Source organism: Paraburkholderia phosphatilytica (genome assembly GCF_003443895.1).
Lineage (GTDB): Bacteria > Pseudomonadota > Gammaproteobacteria > Burkholderiales > Burkholderiaceae > Paraburkholderia > Paraburkholderia phosphatilytica.
Genome location: NZ_QQOA01000074.1, coordinates 1 through 17,253 on the forward strand (window position 1 = coordinate 1; position 17,253 = coordinate 17,253).

12 protein-coding genes are annotated in these 17,253 nt (G+C 62.4%); 7 read left to right on the top strand and 5 right to left on the bottom strand.

Translation table 11 applies throughout. The features are described from left to right. Nucleotides 1–83: 83 nt before the first annotated feature. Nucleotides 84–1,298, bottom strand: a complete 1,215-nt coding sequence (locus DVS29_RS35805) for a PstS family phosphate ABC transporter substrate-binding protein (protein ID WP_240655979.1) — start codon at nucleotides 1,296–1,298, stop codon at nucleotides 84–86. A 513-nt stretch (nucleotides 1,299–1,811) separates the two neighbouring features. Between DVS29_RS35805 and DVS29_RS35810 the strand changes: the two genes are divergently transcribed. Then, nucleotides 1,812–3,230 (top strand): substrate-binding domain-containing protein, encoded by a 1,419-nt coding sequence (locus tag DVS29_RS35810; protein WP_240655980.1) that lies wholly within the window; start codon nucleotides 1,812–1,814, stop codon nucleotides 3,228–3,230. Between the two features lie 98 nt (nucleotides 3,231–3,328). Here the strand turns inward: DVS29_RS35810 and DVS29_RS35815 are convergent, their stop codons facing one another. Together DVS29_RS35815 and DVS29_RS35820 are read right to left on the bottom strand one after the other, a co-directional pair. Further along, nucleotides 3,329–4,711 (bottom strand): ATP-binding protein, encoded by a 1,383-nt coding sequence (locus DVS29_RS35815; RefSeq protein WP_205962590.1) that lies wholly within the window; start codon nucleotides 4,709–4,711, stop codon nucleotides 3,329–3,331. Nucleotides 4,712–4,743: 32 nt separating this feature from the next. Next, nucleotides 4,744–5,475, bottom strand: coding sequence for a response regulator transcription factor (locus tag DVS29_RS35820; RefSeq protein ID WP_240655981.1), 732 nt, complete (start codon nucleotides 5,473–5,475; stop codon nucleotides 4,744–4,746). A 323-nt stretch (nucleotides 5,476–5,798) separates the two neighbouring features. On the opposite strand from DVS29_RS35820, the gene DVS29_RS35825 reads away from it, so the two are divergent. The 4 genes from DVS29_RS35825 (at nucleotide 5,799) to DVS29_RS35840 (ending at nucleotide 13,764) form a co-directional block, all read left to right on the top strand. Further along, nucleotides 5,799–7,868: a TonB-dependent receptor gene (locus tag DVS29_RS35825; protein ID WP_124800765.1), complete on the top strand. Its 2,070-nt coding sequence runs from the start codon at nucleotides 5,799–5,801 to the stop codon at nucleotides 7,866–7,868. 92 nt (nucleotides 7,869–7,960) lie between these two features. Further along, nucleotides 7,961–9,397 carry an efflux transporter outer membrane subunit gene (locus DVS29_RS35830; protein WP_118185938.1) on the top strand — a complete coding sequence of 479 codons (1,437 nt, stop codon included), beginning with the start codon at nucleotides 7,961–7,963 and terminating at the stop codon, nucleotides 9,395–9,397. Nucleotides 9,398–9,559: 162 nt separating this feature from the next. Beyond that, complete coding sequence (locus tag DVS29_RS35835) at nucleotides 9,560–10,666, top strand: efflux RND transporter periplasmic adaptor subunit (RefSeq protein ID WP_164708073.1); 1,107 nt, start codon at nucleotides 9,560–9,562, stop codon at nucleotides 10,664–10,666. Continuing rightward, the gene (locus tag DVS29_RS35840) at nucleotides 10,663–13,764 is read left to right on the top strand and encodes an efflux RND transporter permease subunit (protein WP_118185942.1); all 3,102 of its coding nucleotides are present in this window, start codon (nucleotides 10,663–10,665) and stop codon (nucleotides 13,762–13,764) included. The genes DVS29_RS35835 and DVS29_RS35840 overlap by 4 nt, the downstream gene beginning before the upstream one ends. 117 nt (nucleotides 13,765–13,881) lie before the next feature. Here DVS29_RS35840 and DVS29_RS35845 read toward each other — a convergent pair whose 3' ends face one another. Continuing rightward, nucleotides 13,882–15,066 carry a YncE family protein gene (locus DVS29_RS35845; protein WP_124800766.1) on the bottom strand — a complete coding sequence of 395 codons (1,185 nt, stop codon included), beginning with the start codon at nucleotides 15,064–15,066 and terminating at the stop codon, nucleotides 13,882–13,884. Between the two features lie 38 nt (nucleotides 15,067–15,104). Continuing rightward, a complete protein-coding gene (locus tag DVS29_RS38405) occupies nucleotides 15,105–15,305 on the bottom strand; it encodes a hypothetical protein (RefSeq protein WP_420816243.1) in 201 nt (66 codons plus the stop codon). On the opposite strand from DVS29_RS38405, the gene DVS29_RS35850 reads away from it, so the two are divergent. Further along, nucleotides 15,289–16,557: a 2-hydroxycarboxylate transporter family protein gene (locus DVS29_RS35850; protein WP_420816242.1), complete on the top strand. Its 1,269-nt coding sequence runs from the start codon at nucleotides 15,289–15,291 to the stop codon at nucleotides 16,555–16,557. The genes DVS29_RS38405 and DVS29_RS35850 overlap by 17 nt on opposite strands. Before the next feature lie 247 nt (nucleotides 16,558–16,804). After that, on the top strand, nucleotides 16,805–17,253 hold a 449-nt coding region (locus DVS29_RS35855; protein WP_205962591.1), incomplete at its 3' end, for a sensor histidine kinase N-terminal domain-containing protein.

Below are 17,253 nucleotides of genomic sequence, written 5' to 3' on the forward strand. Positions count from 1 at the left end.
TGCATCGACAACAATTCTTCGCGCTCGGCTTCACTCAGATTCATTTTTCCCATGCACCTTTAGATCAGTGCAATTTCATTGGTTCAACGGACTAGCATCGCGCGCGATTTGTCCACCTGACCGGCCCGCAACGGCACGTACATTGCGTGATCGAGCACGACCTGCTGGCCCTGCCTGCTCAGGATGTAGCGCAGGAATTCGGCGATCACGGGGTCGAGCGGCTTGCCGGGCGCCTTGTTGAAATTGAAATAGATCAGCCGGCTCAGCGGATAGGTGGCGAGCGCAACGTTGTCGTAGGTCGGCGCGACGTACGGGCCGCTGTCCGATTCGGCGAGCGGCAGCATCTTGACCGGCGCGTCGATGTACGCCACGCCGGAGTAGCCGATCCCGTACGGATCGGCTGCCACGTCCTTCGCCATCGGAAACACGAGCTTTTCGAAGTGGACATCGTCGTCGCGCCACTCGCCGCGCTTGCCGTTCACGCTCAACACACGCTGGCGGACGAATTCTTCGAAGCCATTCCACGGCTTGAGCGCGTAGAGGTGAATGGGTTTGTCCGCCCAGTCGCCCGTCAATCCGAGATCACCCCATGTTTTGAGCTGTTTGCCGCCGCGCAGATGCGTGCTGGAATAGAGCTCGTCGATCTGCGTGTAGCTCAGCTTCTCGATCGGATTGTCCTTGTTGACGAAGAAGCCGACGGTGTCCAGGAAGCCGAAGTGGCGGTAGGAGCCGCCCGAGATCGGCACGCTCAGCGGCAGGTAGCCGAACTTCGCCTTGAAGTCGGTGACGTCGCTCGGCTTGAGTTCGCGCGACACGAACACGAAGTCGAGATTCTGCTTGACCAGTTCCTTCGCGCCGAGACTACCCGCGTATGGCGGAGAAACATGGATATCGACGTTCGGGTAGTACTGCCTGAATCCGGCGATCCAGCGGTTGACCAGTGCCGGCAGCACGTCGGAGCATGCGCCGGAAAACGAGCCGCTGAGCTGGATATCCGTGCGGGGCTTGTAGTCGGGGAGGTTCGCGTCCAGACGCGGCTGCAGGATCTCCGGTTCCGCAAGCGGGCGCCCGGCCTTCGCTCCCTGTTCTTCGTCGGCCTTGCTTTGAGGCGCGACCGTCTTGAGCGCGGGCGTGACCCATTCGACCATGGGCGGCGAAGCGGAGTCCGCGGCGTCGGCGCATTCGCCGTTGACCGCCCACGCGGCGCTCGTGGCCACAGCCGCGGCGAGCATCAGGTACCGCAGGTGCGATGCGGGTCGTCGCGAGTTCGGGATGGAATCAGCTTCGATTCGATTCATGAGACGTCTCCTCTTTTTGAATACGCATCTTGTGTGAATGGCCTCATTGTGACGCCCACGAAGCCAGCATGGGAAGCCGGGTGTTCGTGCGCGCCGGCACGAATGAAAACGGGTTCAAGCGCGGCCAGTGACAGGACGATAGGACGATCGAATGAATCCAGTCTGAAGCGATCCTGAAATTGCTTTAAGGCGATACGGCGCCTGCGTGAATGAATATTCAGCATCGGTTCAGGTTCGTTTCAGCGTTCGGCCGTACCGTAAAACGGGACCTACCCTGCGTACCGCGGCGAGTCGGGAATGTGCGACGGACCGCCATGCAACTATTCCTAACAGCAGGAGACACTCGTGGTAGCTTTCGCGTTTTCGAACCGGCGCGCCTCATCGGACGCGCGTCTGTCTGACCCGTCACCCTACCTGCCGCCGCCGCACGCGACGGCTCCGCGTCGAGGATTGCGGCGCCATTCCTCCATCGGCCTGCTGCTTGCCACGTGCCTGACGTTCGCGATGCCGGGCATGTCAAACGCGGCCGATGCGCTCACGGGCTTTCCCGCCTATCGTCCGGATGCACAACTGAACGGCACGCTGAGCTGTGTCGGCGACGACACGATGGGGCCGCTGGTCGACGCCTGGATGCGCGCGTTCGAACGATATCAGCCCGGCATTGGACGCGGCGCGCACTGGAGCCATCAAGGCAGCGAAACCGCATTCGGCGCGCTGATGTTCGGCGATGCGGATATCGCGCCGCTCGCACGGGACCCGCTGCCGACGGAACTGCAGCCGTACGCGCATCAATTTGCCGGCGACATGATGAAATCGCCGTCGCTCGTCACCGTCGCGAAGCGGGACCGAAAGTCGGTCTACCTCGCGGTGAACCAGCGTCCCGGCGCGCCGTTGCCGCCCAGCATCAAGGCGTTTCTCGAGTTCGTGCTGAGCGGCGAAGGGCAGGGCATCGTCGGGGAATATCAGCCGTTTGGCGCACTGACCGCGGACGAGGCCGCCACCGAACGAGGCAAGCTCGACGCGTTTCTGCCGCCGCTCGATGCTGCGTTGCCGAACTACAAGCCGGTGCCTGGCCTGCACGGCGCGATCGACAGCGTCGGCAGCGACGGGATGAAATCGCTGATGGACACGTGGATCGAAGCGTTCACGCACGTTCAACCGGGCGTGCGCAAAGGCGACCGGTGGGAGCACCTGGGCACGCTGAACGGTTATCACGCGCTGATGGTTGGGGAAACGCCGATGGCGCCGATGGGGCGCGAACTCTGGCCGGACGAACGGGCCGGCTATGCAGCCACGCATCACGGCGCCGCATTGCTCGAAATCCGCGTTGCGCGCGGTGGCTTCAATACGCCTCAACGTACGACCGCTCAAGCAATTTTCGTGAATCGCGCCAATCCGCTCAGCCAGATTACGCTGCCGCAGCTCGCATCCATCCTGCAGCGCAATCCGGGTGTCACGCGTTGGGGGCAACTGGGTCTGACAGGCGAATGGGCGAACCGCCCGATCGACGTCTACATCCCTCCGCACGTGGCGCCGAACGCGATGTCGATGCAGTTCATGGTGCTGGGCGGTGGTCCATGGAACGCGGCGGTGCACGAGGGGACGATCGACGATACGGCGCGCGCCATCGCCGCGGATCCGGGCGCGATCGGGTTTGGCGGCCTGGAGGAAGGCTCGCCGGATCTCAAGACGCTCAGCGTCGCGCGGCGGGCAGGCGATCCCTACTTCGCGATCGATGCGGAGAACACGTCGAGCGGACGGTACCCGCTGACGCGTTACATGTATATCCGGATGAGCCAGCCGTTGTCCGAGCCGATCAAGGCGTTCCTGCGCTATGTGTTGAGCAGGGCCGGGCAGGAACCGGTGCGTTACTCCGCATACTTCCCGCTCACTGCCGCCGAAGCACGCGAGGAGTTGGCAAAACTCAAATAAGGGCAATGCGCGCGGGCGCGCCTGAACCATTGTTCAGCGCGCGTTCGGCCTCGAATTCGAGGTGGTGCGGTTTAGCGTGAGTGATTGGCGCGTCGCGCTCAGGTGGCATCGAGATGCGGATGCGGAGCGGTGACCGCGCGAGGGGCGACAGCCATCGCCGGCGTGTCCGCGGGAAGCTCGAATACCATCGCAAGGCCACGTCCATCCGGCCCGGCTTCGGCGAAGATGCGGCCGCCATGCAACTGGACGATGCTTCGGCAGATCGCGAGACCCAGGCCGCTTCCACTCGTTTCATCGCCAGGGCGATTGATCCGTACGAAGCGTTCGAAGATGCGTTCACGCTGCTCGACCGGAACCCCCGGTCCCTGATCCTCGATGCGTACCAGCCAGCACTGGTTTGCCAGCGTGGAGCGCACGGTGACCTTGCTACCGGGCGCCGAGGCCGCGAGCGCGTTGCTGAGAAGATTCAGGAGAACCTGGCGTATCCATTTCGATTCGATCGGTACCGTACCTTTGCCATGATGGTAGAGGTGGAAGTGTTGCTCGCGATATTCGGCGAGCACATGCGCGTCCAGCGCAAAACTTTGCAGCAGCGCTTCGGGATCCTGCGGCTGCAGATCGAGCCTGATCGCGCACGCGTCGGCGCGAGACAGAAACAGCAGGTCCTCGATGATCCGGTGAAGATGCGAGAGTTCCTTGATCTGCACCTGCACAGCCTGCTCCTGAGCCACCGTCAACTCGCCGTCGACGATCAGCTTCTCGGCCTGCAGGCGGACCAGTGTCAACGGTGTCTTGAGCTCATGCGAGGCCTCGGCCGTGAATCGGCGGATCTGGTCGAACGATGCCTCGAGGCGATCGAACATCTGGTTGAGCAGACGGGCGAGATCGGAGATTTCGTCCTTGGCACCGGACACCGGAATCCGTTCGCCCAGGTTGTCCGAGCGGATTCGGTTCGCCGTATCCTGGATCGACTGCAGCGGGCGAAGGGCCATGCGGCTGAACCAGTAGCCGATGACGCTGCTGACCGCGATCATCACGACCAGCAAACCGTAGAACGTGCGCGCATATCCGGACATGACGACGCGAACATCGCGCTTCGATGTGGCGACCACGACCGTATAGGAGTCGAGCGAAAACGTGCCGGCGCGCAATTCGCCGAGATTCGGCAGCGTCACGTTGAACTGCTTGAGCCCGGCGGGCGGCGTCACGTTCAATCCCTGCAGGCCGGGCGCGCGATAGATGACCGTTCCGTCGGGCCCGTAGATTTCGGTCAGGAACTGCTCGAAGCTGTTGATTGCCATCGCCTGCACAGATTGACGCAAGGCGGCTTCGGAGGGGGACGGGCCGAGCCTTGCGGCATCGGCGCGAATTTCCTCGAACTCCGTTTGGATCACGAGATCGAGGGCGTTGATTGCGTGACGTTCAACGAAGTATCGACCGATGATGAACAGTGCGGCGAACGTGATGGTCGACGCGAGCACATAGTTGATCGCGAGACGGGCGCCGATGGATTTCATAGGAGCTGGTAGCCGACTCCGCGCACGGTCTTGAACAACGGCTTGCCAAGCGGCGCTTCGAACTTTCCACGCAGACGGCTCATGTAGACGTCGAGCAGATTCGTGTCGACATCGTAGTGGGATTCCCAGATCTTCTCGGCAATCAGCGTGCGTGTCAGAATGCGTCCGGGATTTTGCAGGAAGATTTCGAGCAGCGCGAATTCGCGGCTGGTCAGATCGATCGGCTTGCCCATCAGATGGACGGTGCGGCTCAGCAGATCGAGCTTGATACCCTGGTGCTGGAGCACGGTTTCCTTGACCGCCGACTGGCGTCTCAGCAGCGAGCGCATGCGCGCCAGTAGTTCTTCGAGGCTGAACGGCTTGGGAAGATAGTCGTCGGCGCCGACGTCGAGCCCCCTGATCCGGTCTTCAACTGCATCGCGCGCGCTCAGAATCAATACCGGCTCGTTGAAGCCGGCCCTGCGCCATTCGCAGAGCAGATCGAGACCGTCTCCGTCCGGCAGGCCGAGATCGAGGACGATGACGTCATAAGCCGACTCACACAACGCCTCCCGTGCCTGAGCACAGTTTTCCACCCACGTCACCGTATACGCGCGCTCGGACAGCGCCTGCTTCAGAAACAGGCCGAGCTTGCGCTGGTCTTCGAGAATGAGGATCTTCATGATGACGTGAAATGGGTACGATACGTTCAGGCTAGCGCACCGCTTACAACGTGACAAGCAAAGCATCGTTCGCTCGGGGTTAACCTCATTTTCCTTAAAGAAAATTCAGGAAAGTACCGACTCCACCGGGCATGCCGCGGCGGCAACGCCAGCAGGGAACATACAAGCGTTGCGAAGTTGATCGGGGGTTACCCTTGGAACAAGACTAAATTCAGATTAGGTTCAGGTTGGAAGACAAATATCACGGACATAAACGGTTCATTAGGTTACCTGATGGAAATTGATTTCATCGGCCACAGGTACCCGGATGCAACCGCGAATACAACCACTATCGTCCGTGTGATTTGGAGGAGACTTTGATCAAGAAGAAGATGGTAGCCGTGGCTGTCATGGCAGTGTTTTCCCCTGTCCTGTACGCGCAGACGGCCGATGCCCAGCAAAGCCCGCCGGACCAGAAGAGTCAGGAACAGAAAAGCTCGGAACAGAAGAGCCCGGAGCAGAAAGTCCAGGAGCGAAAGGCTGAGGATTCTGTCGACAAATCGAATTCGTTGCCGGTCAGCAAGCAGGTGATGAATTCGGGAAAGCTGGCGAGCGCGCAGGACGGTGTGACCGATGCGGCCAAGAACCAGGCGGGCTTTTCGCCGACGAACTCGGCGGGCAGTCCGGCCGATTCGACGCAGATCCGCGGCATCAAGGTCAACCTGTTCGCCAACTACCGGCTCAATGGCGGTCTGCAGACGGCCAACGTGATGTCGGTGCCGGCGGACGACAAGAAGAACGTCGAAACGCTGATGGGCGCGAACGCGCTGATGTTCGGCGTCGCCAGTCCGGCCGGCATCATCAACATGGTGACCAAGCGCGCGCCGTTGCAGGACGTCGCGTCGATCGCGGTGTACGGCAATTCGTGGGGGCAGCTCGGTGTGGCGACCGACTTGAGCCACCGGTTCGGCGAGCGCAAGCAGTTCGGCATTCGCGTCAACGCGTCGGACACGCACCTCGAGAATGGCGTGTCGGGCACCGGTGGGCGTGGCTGGTTCGGCAGCGTGGGCATGGACTGGGATGTCACGGACCGCCTGCATCTGCAGTTCGACTACGAGGTCTACACGAAGCAGGTGATCGAGCAGGCCGGCATCAGTCTTCCGGCGGCCGTCGGCGGCGTGATTACGCTGCCGAAGCCACCCAACCCGACGAAGCTGCTGTCGGGTCCGTGGGCAGTGTTCAATGCGAAGGTCGAGAACGTCCAGGGACGGGTCGATTACGACATCGCACCCGGCTGGAAAGCGATGGCCGAAATCGGTCAGTCCGACGGCGACCGGTCGCGGTCCAGTACCCGCATCGGCAGCTACAACACGTTCACCGGTGCTGGAGGCATTGCGACGGTCAGCGAAATCTCGGCCGACTACTTCAACAAGTTCAAGCGTGCCGAGCTCAATGGTCAATTCAACACGTGGTCGGTGCCGCACAACCTGACCCTGGGGGTGGCCGACAGCCAGCGTATCGATGAAACGCTCGCGATGAACACGATCGTGCTCCCGGTGAAGCAGAACATCTTCGATCCGGTTGCGCTGCCGACGCCGGTGCCGACCAAGCCCAACTCGACGCTGCCGCTGCAGATGGACGAGGACACGGGGCTGTACGCTTACGACAGCATCGGGCTGTTGCCGAGGTTCAAGGTGCTGCTCGGATTCCGCGAGAGCCGCTCGACTGCGACCTACGGCAACAATTCGTCGTCGGTCTGGGTGCCTTCGCCCGCGGCTGGCCTTGTTTATGATCTGCTTCCCGAAACATCGCTGTTCGCCAGCTACATGAGAGGGCTGGAGGACGGCGGTGTGGCGCCGGAAAATGCGAAAAACGCGTACCAGATTCTGACGCCGGCTGAATCGACGCAATACGAAGTCGGCATTCGCGAGACGTACTTCAAGTGGTTCCAGGTTACGTCTTCGGTATTCGAAATCACGCGCGCCAACGCGGTCACCGATCCGTTCACGAACGTCTTCGCGAACGATGGTGTGATTCGCTACAAGGGCATGGACGCGGTAATGGTGCAGGACATTACGCCGGAGTGGTCGGTGACCGAAGCAGTGGAATATCTGCGCGCCGTTCAGAACCCGTTGATGAACCAGGTGCTCGCGGGGCTCACGCCTGAGAACACGCCGAAATGGATCGCGAATATCGGCGTGACCTATCGTCCGTTCTGGGTCCCCGGACTGTCGTTGACCGGGCGCGCGCAGATGATCGCGAAGCGACCGCTGAACGCGGAAGACCAGGGCTACCTGCCGGGCTATACGATCTACGCGATTGCCGCCGACTATTCGACGAAGATCATGGGCAAGCATGTCGATCTGAGAGCGAGTGTCGACAACCTGATGAACAAGGGTTACTGGAACTCGGTCACGACGGGTACGCTCGGCATCGGCATGAACCGCACCGTCAGGTTCGTTGCGAAGATGGATTTCTGATAAGCGACGGCGCGCGATACCTTACGCTTTCCCGGTAACCGTCGCGCCGCTCGTTTCGGCATCCATCCGACCTTGCGTGAGTGCGATTCCTTATGGCCCGCGTTGCGTTCGTCTCTTGCGTCTGTGTTGTCGTCGCGGTTCTGAGCGGCTGCTCGCTGGTGCCTGACTATCGTCGTCCCGATACGCCGGCACCGACGCAGTGGTCCACCCGCTCGCCGACCGACCTGGCCGCGGCCGTGCCGGTCACCAGCGGCTGGTGGCATGTGTATCGGGACAGCACGCTCGACGCGTTGATTTCGCGTGCGCTCGCACATAGCGACACGCTCGCGTCCGCCATCGCGACGGTCGATGCCGCGCGTGCGAACGCCGAAAAGGCCGGAGCATTGCGCTATCCGATCGTCACACTCGATGGCAGCGTCGCGCGCGGCCACGCTCCCGCGAGCGACTCCTCGTCGTTGAGGCAAAGCGTGTTCGCGCAGGCCTCCTACGAAGCGGACTTTTGGGGCGGCAATGCAGCGAGCGCACACGCGGCGGACGCATTGACGCGCGCATCTGAATTCGACCGGGACGTGGTCGCACTGACGCTGACGGCTTCCGTGGCCGATACCTATTTTCAGGTTCTGTCGCTGCGCAGGCGCGTGGCGTTGGCCAATGCGATTTCGGCCGACGCGCAGCAACTGCTGCAGCTCGTGATGGCGCAGCGGGCCGCGGGCGTCGCGACCGAATTGCAGGTGCAGCAGCAGCGCAACGCGCTGGCCGCGTTCCAGGCGCAGGTTCCGATACTCGAGCAGCAGCGCGATCAAAGCGTGCACCTGCTGGCGATGCTGGTCGGGACCGTACCGGCCGAGTTCGCGGTACCCGACGGCTCGCTCGAAACGATGGCGATTCCCGATGTCAGACGCGATCTGCCCGCCACCATACTCGAGATGCGCCCCGACATCCGCGCTGAGGAGATGCGACTTGAGGCCGCCAATGAAAACATCGGCGTGGCGCGCGCGGCGTTCCTCCCGAACGTCACGCTGACCGCGCAGGGCGGCACGGGCAGTCGTGCGCTCGCGCAATTCCTGCAGAACCCGCTGGGCTCGCTCGCGGCATCGATCGTTGCACCGGTGTTCGACGGCGGTGCGCTGGCCGGGCAGCTGAAATTGAGCCATGCCGAGTTCGAGCGGAACGCCGCCGACTACCGGCAAACCGTCGTGGCCGCGTTCCAGGACGTCGAGGATGCGCTGACCGTTGCCGACGATCAGCGTCGCGCGGAACGCTCGGATATCGAAGCGGCAGAGGCCGCGAACCATGCGGCTAGCCTGGCGCGCGCCGAGTACGAAGCGGGCACGGTGGATTTCCTGACCGTGCTCGATGCGCAACGTACGCGCTATCAGGCCGACGATGCGCGCGAGCAGACGCGGCTGGCGCGTTTGCAGGCGTCGGTCGGCATTTTTCGCGCGTTCGGTGGTGGCGTCGTCACAGAGCTTGTTTTCGACGGACGGCTGGACAAGGTAAAAGAAAACGCGGGCCTGGCCTTTGGATAAGCAACGACCCCCGCAAGCAATGGCATCGAGACAATGGGCGAAGCGATCGAACAAACTCAGGTAACGGTCGGGTTGAAACGCGGGCGAAACACGCGGCGCCGCTGGCGAATCGCGTTCGCCATCGCAGGCATGGTCGCGCTCGGTGGCGGGGTCGTCTGGCGAATGAGTCCGCATCGCATGCCCGCGGCCGCGGCCGCGGCGGCGCCGGTTCCGGTCAGCGCCGGCCGCGCCGTGCTCGCCGATTTCCCGATTTACGTCGAGGCCGTCGGTACCGTGACGCCGCGTAACGTGACGGACGTCAAGGTGCGCGTCGACAGCGAACTGCGACGGATTGCCTTCACCGAAGGGCAGGACGTGAAGGCGGGGCAGGTGCTGGCCGAACTGGACCGCAGCGTGCAAGCCGCGCAGCTGGACCAGGCCGTAGCGAATGCGAACAAGGACCGCGCGAGCTTGGATAATGCCAGGCTCGATCTCGAGCGCTATCGCAAGCTCGGACCGATCGGCGCCGCGACGCAGCAGAGTATCGACTCGGCGAAAGCGAAGGTCGACGAACTGGCCGCGACCGTCGCCGCCGATGACGCGCTGGTACGCAACAGTCGGTTGCTGGTCGGTTTCACTTCGCTGGTCGCGCCGTTCGACGGCCGCGTCGGCGCGCAGGAAGCGTATGTCGGCATGATCGTGCATGCGAGCGACACGCACGGTATCGTCACGGTGACGCAAATGGATCCGATCGACGTGCAATTCGCGTTGCCGCAAGACGTTCTGGGGAACGTGCTTGCCGCCGGCGCGAGCGGAAAAATGCCGGTCGAGGCCTTCGCTCACAGCGGCGAGCAACCGATCGCGCAAGGGGCATTGAGTTTCGTCGACAGCCATGTCGATCCCGCCAGCGGCGAAGTCACGGTCAAGGCCGCGTTCCGCAATAGCAACCGTCGCCTGTGGCCCGGGCAGCTTGTCGATGCGCGAATCCTGCTGCGTATCGACGCGGGTCGGGTCGCGCTTCCCGATCATGCGATTCTGCGCACGCAGCAGGGCACGCAGGTCTTCGTGGTCGGCGCGGACAGCCGGGTGGTCTTGAGACACGTCACGGTCGGAGTCAGCGTGAATGGTCTGTCGGAAGTGACGCAAGGTGTGAGGGCCGGCGAACTGGTGGTGTTCGATGGACAAAGCAGGCTCAATCCCGACACGCGGGTGTCGCCCGCCATGACGGATGCTCGCGCGGCCGCGCGCGCCGCCGCGGGTGCGGCCACTGACGTGAGCATGCCATCATGAAACTGCTGGCTCTGTTGATTCAACGTCGCGTCGCGACATCGTTCCTTGCACTCGCGATCATGCTGGCCGGCATCGTCGCGTACGTGAAGCTTCCGGTTGGTCCGTTGCCGCAGGTGGATTTCCCCACCATCCAGATTCTGGCTCAGCTGCCCGGTGCCAGCGCGCAGACAATGGCCGCGTCGGTCGCGACGCCGCTCGAACGTCAGCTGTCGGATATATCCGGCGTCACGCAGATGACGTCGGCGAGTTCCGAGGGCACGACGAGCATCGTGCTGCAGTTCGATCTCGCGCGAAATATCGACGGCGCGGCGCAGGACGTGCAAACGGCGATCAACGCCGCAGCCGGCATGCTGCCGAAGAACATGCCGAATCCGCCGACCTATGAAAAGGTGAATCCGGCCGACTTCACCGATCTGTCGCTCGCGCTGACGTCTCCGACGCTCACGCTGACGCAGCTCGACAACTACGCCGAGAACATCGTCGCGCCGCAGATCTCGCAAATGCCGGGCGTTGGACTGGTCGATTTCCACGGGACCCAGCGCGCGGCCGTGCGGATTCGGGTCGATCCCGACAAGCTGGCGGAGCGTGGCCTCACGCTCGAAGATGTTCGGTCGATGGTCGGCGTGCAGACGGTCAACACGCCGAAGGGCGTATTGACCGGCCGCGACAGCTCGGTCGTTCTGAACGCGACCGATCAACTCGTCGCGGCGCGCGAATACGGAAACACGGTGGTCGCCTACAGGAACGGCATGGCGATTCGCGCGCGGGATCTCGGCGAGGTCGTCGGCGCGCCCGAGGATCTGTGGGAGGCAGCGTGGCTGCAGGACCAGCGGGCGGTCGAGATCGACGTGCATCAGCAGCCGGGCTTCAACGTCGTGCAGACGATCCGCAACATCAAGGCCAGCATGCCGGGGCTCCGCGCGAATCTGCCGGCGTCGGTGCATGTCCGTGTGGTCGGCGACCGGACCCAGACGATCGACGCGGCGGTGCGCGACGTTCAGTTGACGTTGCTCGTGACCGTGGCGCTAGTCGTGATGGTGATCTTTCTGTTCCTGCGCAACGTATGGGCGACCGTCATTCCGAGTCTGACGATTCCACTCGCGATCGTCGGCACGTTTGGCGTGATGTACCTGCTCAACTACAGTCTCGACAATCTGTCGCTGATGGCGCTCACGATCGCGATCGGCTTCGTCGTCGACGATGCGATCGTCGTGATCGAGAACATCATGCGTCATGTCGAGAAGGGCGAGCCGCCAATGCGCGCGGCGCTGGCCGGTGTGATGGAGGTGCGCTTCACCATCGTGTCGATGACCGTGTCGCTCGTCGCGGTGTTCATTCCCATTCTGATGATGGGCGGCATCGTCGGCAGGATGTTGCGCGAATTCGCGGTGACGGTGAGCGTTGCGATCGTCGTGTCGGGATTCGTTTCGCTGTCGGTGACGCCGATGCTTTGCGGCTGGCTGATTCGCGATGGAGGCGCGGAGCGCGACATGCCGCGCCTGCGGGCGTTCGAGCGGCGCCTGGAGGCGGGATTCGGCTGGCTCGAAGCGCGTTACGCAAGCGCGCTCGACTGGGTGCTGGCCCGACAGGGTTGGGTGCTCGTGATGATGATCGCGACGCTTGCCGCTACAGGCGCACTGTTCGTCAAGATTCCGAAGGGTTTCTTTCCGCAGGTCGACACGGGCCTCATCATCGGCGTCGCCCAGGCCTCGCCCGATATCTCGCCGGCCGCCATGTCGGACAAGATCCAGCAGATCGGCAAGATCGTGATGGCCGATCCGGCGGTCGACAACGTGTGCTACTGGATCGGCCCGAACCCCACGGTCAGTCAGGGGCGGGTGATGATCAACCTGAAGCCCTTCAACCGGCGCCAATCCAGCGCGGCCGAGGTGCTGGCCAGGCTGAAGCGCGAGACGGCGCGAATCCCCGGCATCGTGCTGTCGATGCAGCTGAGGCAGGATATGCAGGTTGGTGGCCGCATCAGCGCGGCGCAGTATCAGTACACGTTGCAGGACCCGAATACCGACGAGCTCACGCAGTGGGCCTCGCTTCTGACGAAGCGTTTCGCGAAACTGCCGGAGATCGCCGATGTGTCGTCCGATCTTCAGGCGTCGGCAGCCGGTGCGACGCTCGTCATCGATCGCGATATGGCGTCGCGCTTCGGCATTACCGCGCAGCAGATCGACGATACGCTGTACGACGCATTCGGGCAGCGTCAGATCGCGACGATGTTTACGCAGCTCAATCAATACCATGTCGTCGAGGAGGTCTTGCCGGCATTCCAGCGCAATATCGACGCGCTTTCGCATCTGTACGTTCGCTCGCCGCTGACGCAGGCGTTGGTGCCGCTGAATCTGCTCGCGCACGTGCGCAGGGATGTCTCGCCGATCACGATCAACCATCAGGGGCTGTTCCCCTCGGTCACGATCACGTTCAATCTTGCGCCGGGGCAATCGCTGGGTAATGCGGTCGATGCCATTCGTCGCGAGGAGGCCGCGGCAGGAAAGCCGGACACGGTGGCCGGCACCTTTCAGGGCACGGCCCAGGCATTCGAGGCATCGCTCGCCAGCGAGCCCTGGCTGATCGCCGCTGCGATCGTCGTCGTGTATCTCGTTCTCGGCATGCTGTACGAAAGCCCGATCCACCCGCTGACGATCATCTCGACGCTCCCGTCCGCGGGATTCGGCGCGCTGCTGGCATTGATCGTCTGCGGGCAGGACATGTCGATCATGGGACTGATCGGCATCGTGCTGCTGATCGGCATCGTCAAGAAGAACGCGATCTTGATGATCGATTTCGCGCTATCCGCGGAACGTGAAAAGAACGCTGCACCATTTGACGCTATCCGGGAAGCGTGCCTGCTGCGGCTCAGACCGATCCTGATGACGACCTTCGCGGCGATGTTCGGCGCGTTACCTTTGGCGCTGGGTCATGGCGTGGGAGCGGAACTGCGCATACCGCTGGGCATTTCGATTGTCGGCGGATTGATCACGTCGCAGATGCTGACGCTCTTCACGACGCCGGTCATCTATCTCTGGTTTCATCGGCTTGTCGGAAAGCGAGGCAACGCGTCAGCGGTCGTGCAGGTTCGAGGATGAAGGTGTGATCGAAGACCACATTGCCAGGCTTGAAAAGCGCAACGGCCATCTCGTTTGAGATGGCCGTTGCATTTTGTTTGACGGTGAAAAAGTCCACCCGTTGCGGGTGGACGGCCGTCAACGCTTGCCGTACGTCAACACGGTGAACGAGTTGGGAAAGAACGTGTTCGGATAGAACGTCGAGACCGCGGTCAGAATCTTTTTCGTGGCGTCGGCGCTCCCTTCGGCCGTGATGGCGTAGATCACCTTGGACTGGTGATCCATCGCCATGGTGCGCACACCGAAGCGCGTGCCCAGCGTTTCCACGGGCTTGTAGCTGTCCGGACCGTCGACTTCGAAGACGTTGATGTTGGCGCCCACGCCGTTGGACGTGAAGATGCGCTTGAGATCGGCATCGTAGACGATGCCATCGGTACCCGCGCCGATCTGCGAGCTGTAGACGATCTTTCCGTCGTCGCCGTTGAGCACGACGAGCGAAGGCGGGACGCCATCGCGACCGCGGCAACTCACATAAACCCGCTCGTCGGCCGCGTTGACGGTCACCGCGGTCGGGCGGCCGCATGCGGGCGCGGTGTCGTACGTTGCGACCACCTTGTTGGCCGTGGTGTCGATCTTGTAGACCTTGTCGAGATCCTGGGCCGCGAGGAAGAATGCGGACTTGCCATCGCTGTCCGCGCCTTCGACCTTCTTGCTGGGCACCTTCAGGCGTGCGACTTCCTTGAGAGAAGGCAGGCCCAGCATCACCAGATCGGTACCGTCCGCCTCGGCGCCCATGTTGAGCACCAGCCGCTTGCTCACCGGATCGAAGTGGCTCGTGTCCAGATCCTTGCCGACCTTGATGGCGGGCCGCGCTTTCAGCGTGGACAGCGTGAACGGTGTGATGGTGCCGTCCTCGTTGTTGGAGATGCCGAGATCGAACTCAGGGATGATCACGGCGCCATCCGAGCTGTCGGCCGCGGTGCCGTCGATCACCTTGATGACCTTGCCGGCGGCCGGATCGAACACTTGCAGACCTTCTTCGCGATGGCCGAGGAAAACATGGTGCGAGGACGGATCGACCGAAACGTAGTCGTATCCCGAGGCCTTGCCGTCGATCGTGGTGGCATGCAGTTGATGCCAGCCGTCGAAGGCGAAGGCGGGTGACGCGAGCATGAAAGCGAGCGTGGCGGCAGAGGCTAGCAGGTTGCGCTTGGTCATTCTGTTTTCCTGGTGATGGTGTCTGTTCGTAGCGAAAAAAATACGCTGCGAAATGACAGTAGGCCCCGCGGCTAAACGCAGTCTGAAGCGATCCTGAAGACGCATTCATGAAGCAATCAGCCGACCTATCAGGATTTACCCGGCTATCCGCCGAAATTCAGATTTGGTTCAGGTTCGCCGACAAAGATGCTCCCGGTATGCACCAACACCGAAGTTTTCAGAACATCCAGGAGACGTACCGTGCAGAACACTTCAACCACCTCTTCTTCCGTATCGACGCCCACAACCGAAACGCGGTCAGGCTTCTGGCCTGAAGGCTGGTGGGCGTTGATGGAGTTTCGCATCGGCATCATTCCGTTGCCGATCCACCTGATCCTGTTTGCGCTGATCGCGGGGTTTGCGCTCACGGGCAAGGTGCCGGGAGAAATCTCGATGGCCATCGCGGTCCTCGCGTTCTTCGGCTTTTCCTGCGCGGAACTGGGCAAGCGTCTGCCGCTGGTCCGGAACATCGGTGCCGCGGCGATCTTCGCCACCTTCATTCCGTCGGCGCTGACCTACTACCACGTACTACCCAAGCCGATCCTCACGCTGACCACCGAATTCACGAAGCAGACCAACTTCCTCTATCTGTTCATCGCGTCGATCATCGTCGGCAGCATTCTCAGCATGGATCGACGCGTGCTGATCCGGGGATTCGTGAAGATCTTCGTGCCGCTTGCCTGCGGAACCGTGCTTGCGATGATCGTCGGCACTGCGGTAGGGGCCGCGCTCGGACTGGGCGCGCAACATACCTTCCTGTACCTCGTGGTGCCGATCATGGCGGGCGGCGTGGGTGAAGGGGCGATTCCGTTGTCGATGGGTTATTCGCAGATTCTGCATCTGCCGCAAGGCGAGATGTTCGCGCAGGTGCTGCCGCCGGTCATGCTCGGCAGCCTGACCGCCATCATCCTGTCCGGTGCGCTCGACATGCTCGGCAAGCGCAAGCCGCATCTGACCGGCAATGGCCGCCTGCAGGAGGGCGAAACGGACGAAATGAACACGGCCAGCGAAGAGATCACCGGACACGTCGATGTCACCCATGTGGCCGGCGCCGGTATCACCGCGATCACGCTCTATCTGCTGGGCCTGATGTGCGCGAGGCTGTTCGGTCTGCCGGCACCGGTTTCGATGCTGTTCATCGCGGTGCTGATCAAGCTGGCGCGCGCGGTGTCCCCGCAGTTGCAGGATGGCGCGTTCGTCGTCTACAAATTTTTCTCCACCGCGGTCACCTATCCGCTGCTGTTTGCGATCGGCGTCGCGATGACCCCATGGGACAAGCTGATCGCGGCATTCACGCTGGCCAACGTCATCACGATCGTGGTCACGGTCACAACGCTGATGGGTACGGGATATGTCGTTGCCCGTTTCATGAAGATGTACCCGATCGATACGGCGATCGTTAACGCGTGCCATAGCGGCCAGGGTGGCACGGGCGACGTTGCGATTCTGACCGCGGCGAACCGCATGCAACTGATGCCGTTCGCGCAGATCGCAACACGCATTGGCGGTGCCATCGTGATTACGCTCGTGCTGATCTGGCTCTCGCACGTGAGCTGATCGTCGGACAGGTCGCTACTGGTGCTTCGTTATGTTCCCGCGGGTTCTTGAAAGCGAATGGACCATGAGGAACTATGACGAACTGTGCTCGATGCTCAGGCTGGCGGTGGCGATCCCTGTTCTTGCGTGTATGAGCCTCTGGTGGTTGTGTCGCGTCGACTGCCTCCTGCGCCGTGGAGAAAAGGCGTGACACATCCAGGCATGACACATCTTTCGAAGCTTGAGCCGAGATGCCGGAGAGTCCGCGATGTTGCCAAGCCTGCGTGCGCGTGTGCTGCTGTGGCTTCTGCTACCTCTGGCCGCGTTTGTCTTTGTGACGGGCCGCATGTCGCACGAAGCGGCGCGGCAGACGGCGGACTTGCTGCAGGACCATGCGCTGCTATCGTCGGCGCGCACCATCATGAGGGACGTGTGCAGGATCGATGGCGCGCTGACTTCCATCATTCGGCCCGCGGCGTTCGAAATTTTCGAGTCGCCGTATAAGGATCAGGTGTTCTACAAGGTCGTCGTGAATGGCGACCGGCTGCTGGGCGGCAACCCGGACCTCGAAGGGCCGCCGGGTTCGGCGCGCGTTCCGGTGTTCTATCACACGAGCCTCGGCGGCTCGCGGATTCGCGCGGTGGCCTACGAACGCGAGGTGTACGACTCGGGCAACGCGGAGCGCGTGACGGTGATCGTCGGCAAGACCGAGGCGTC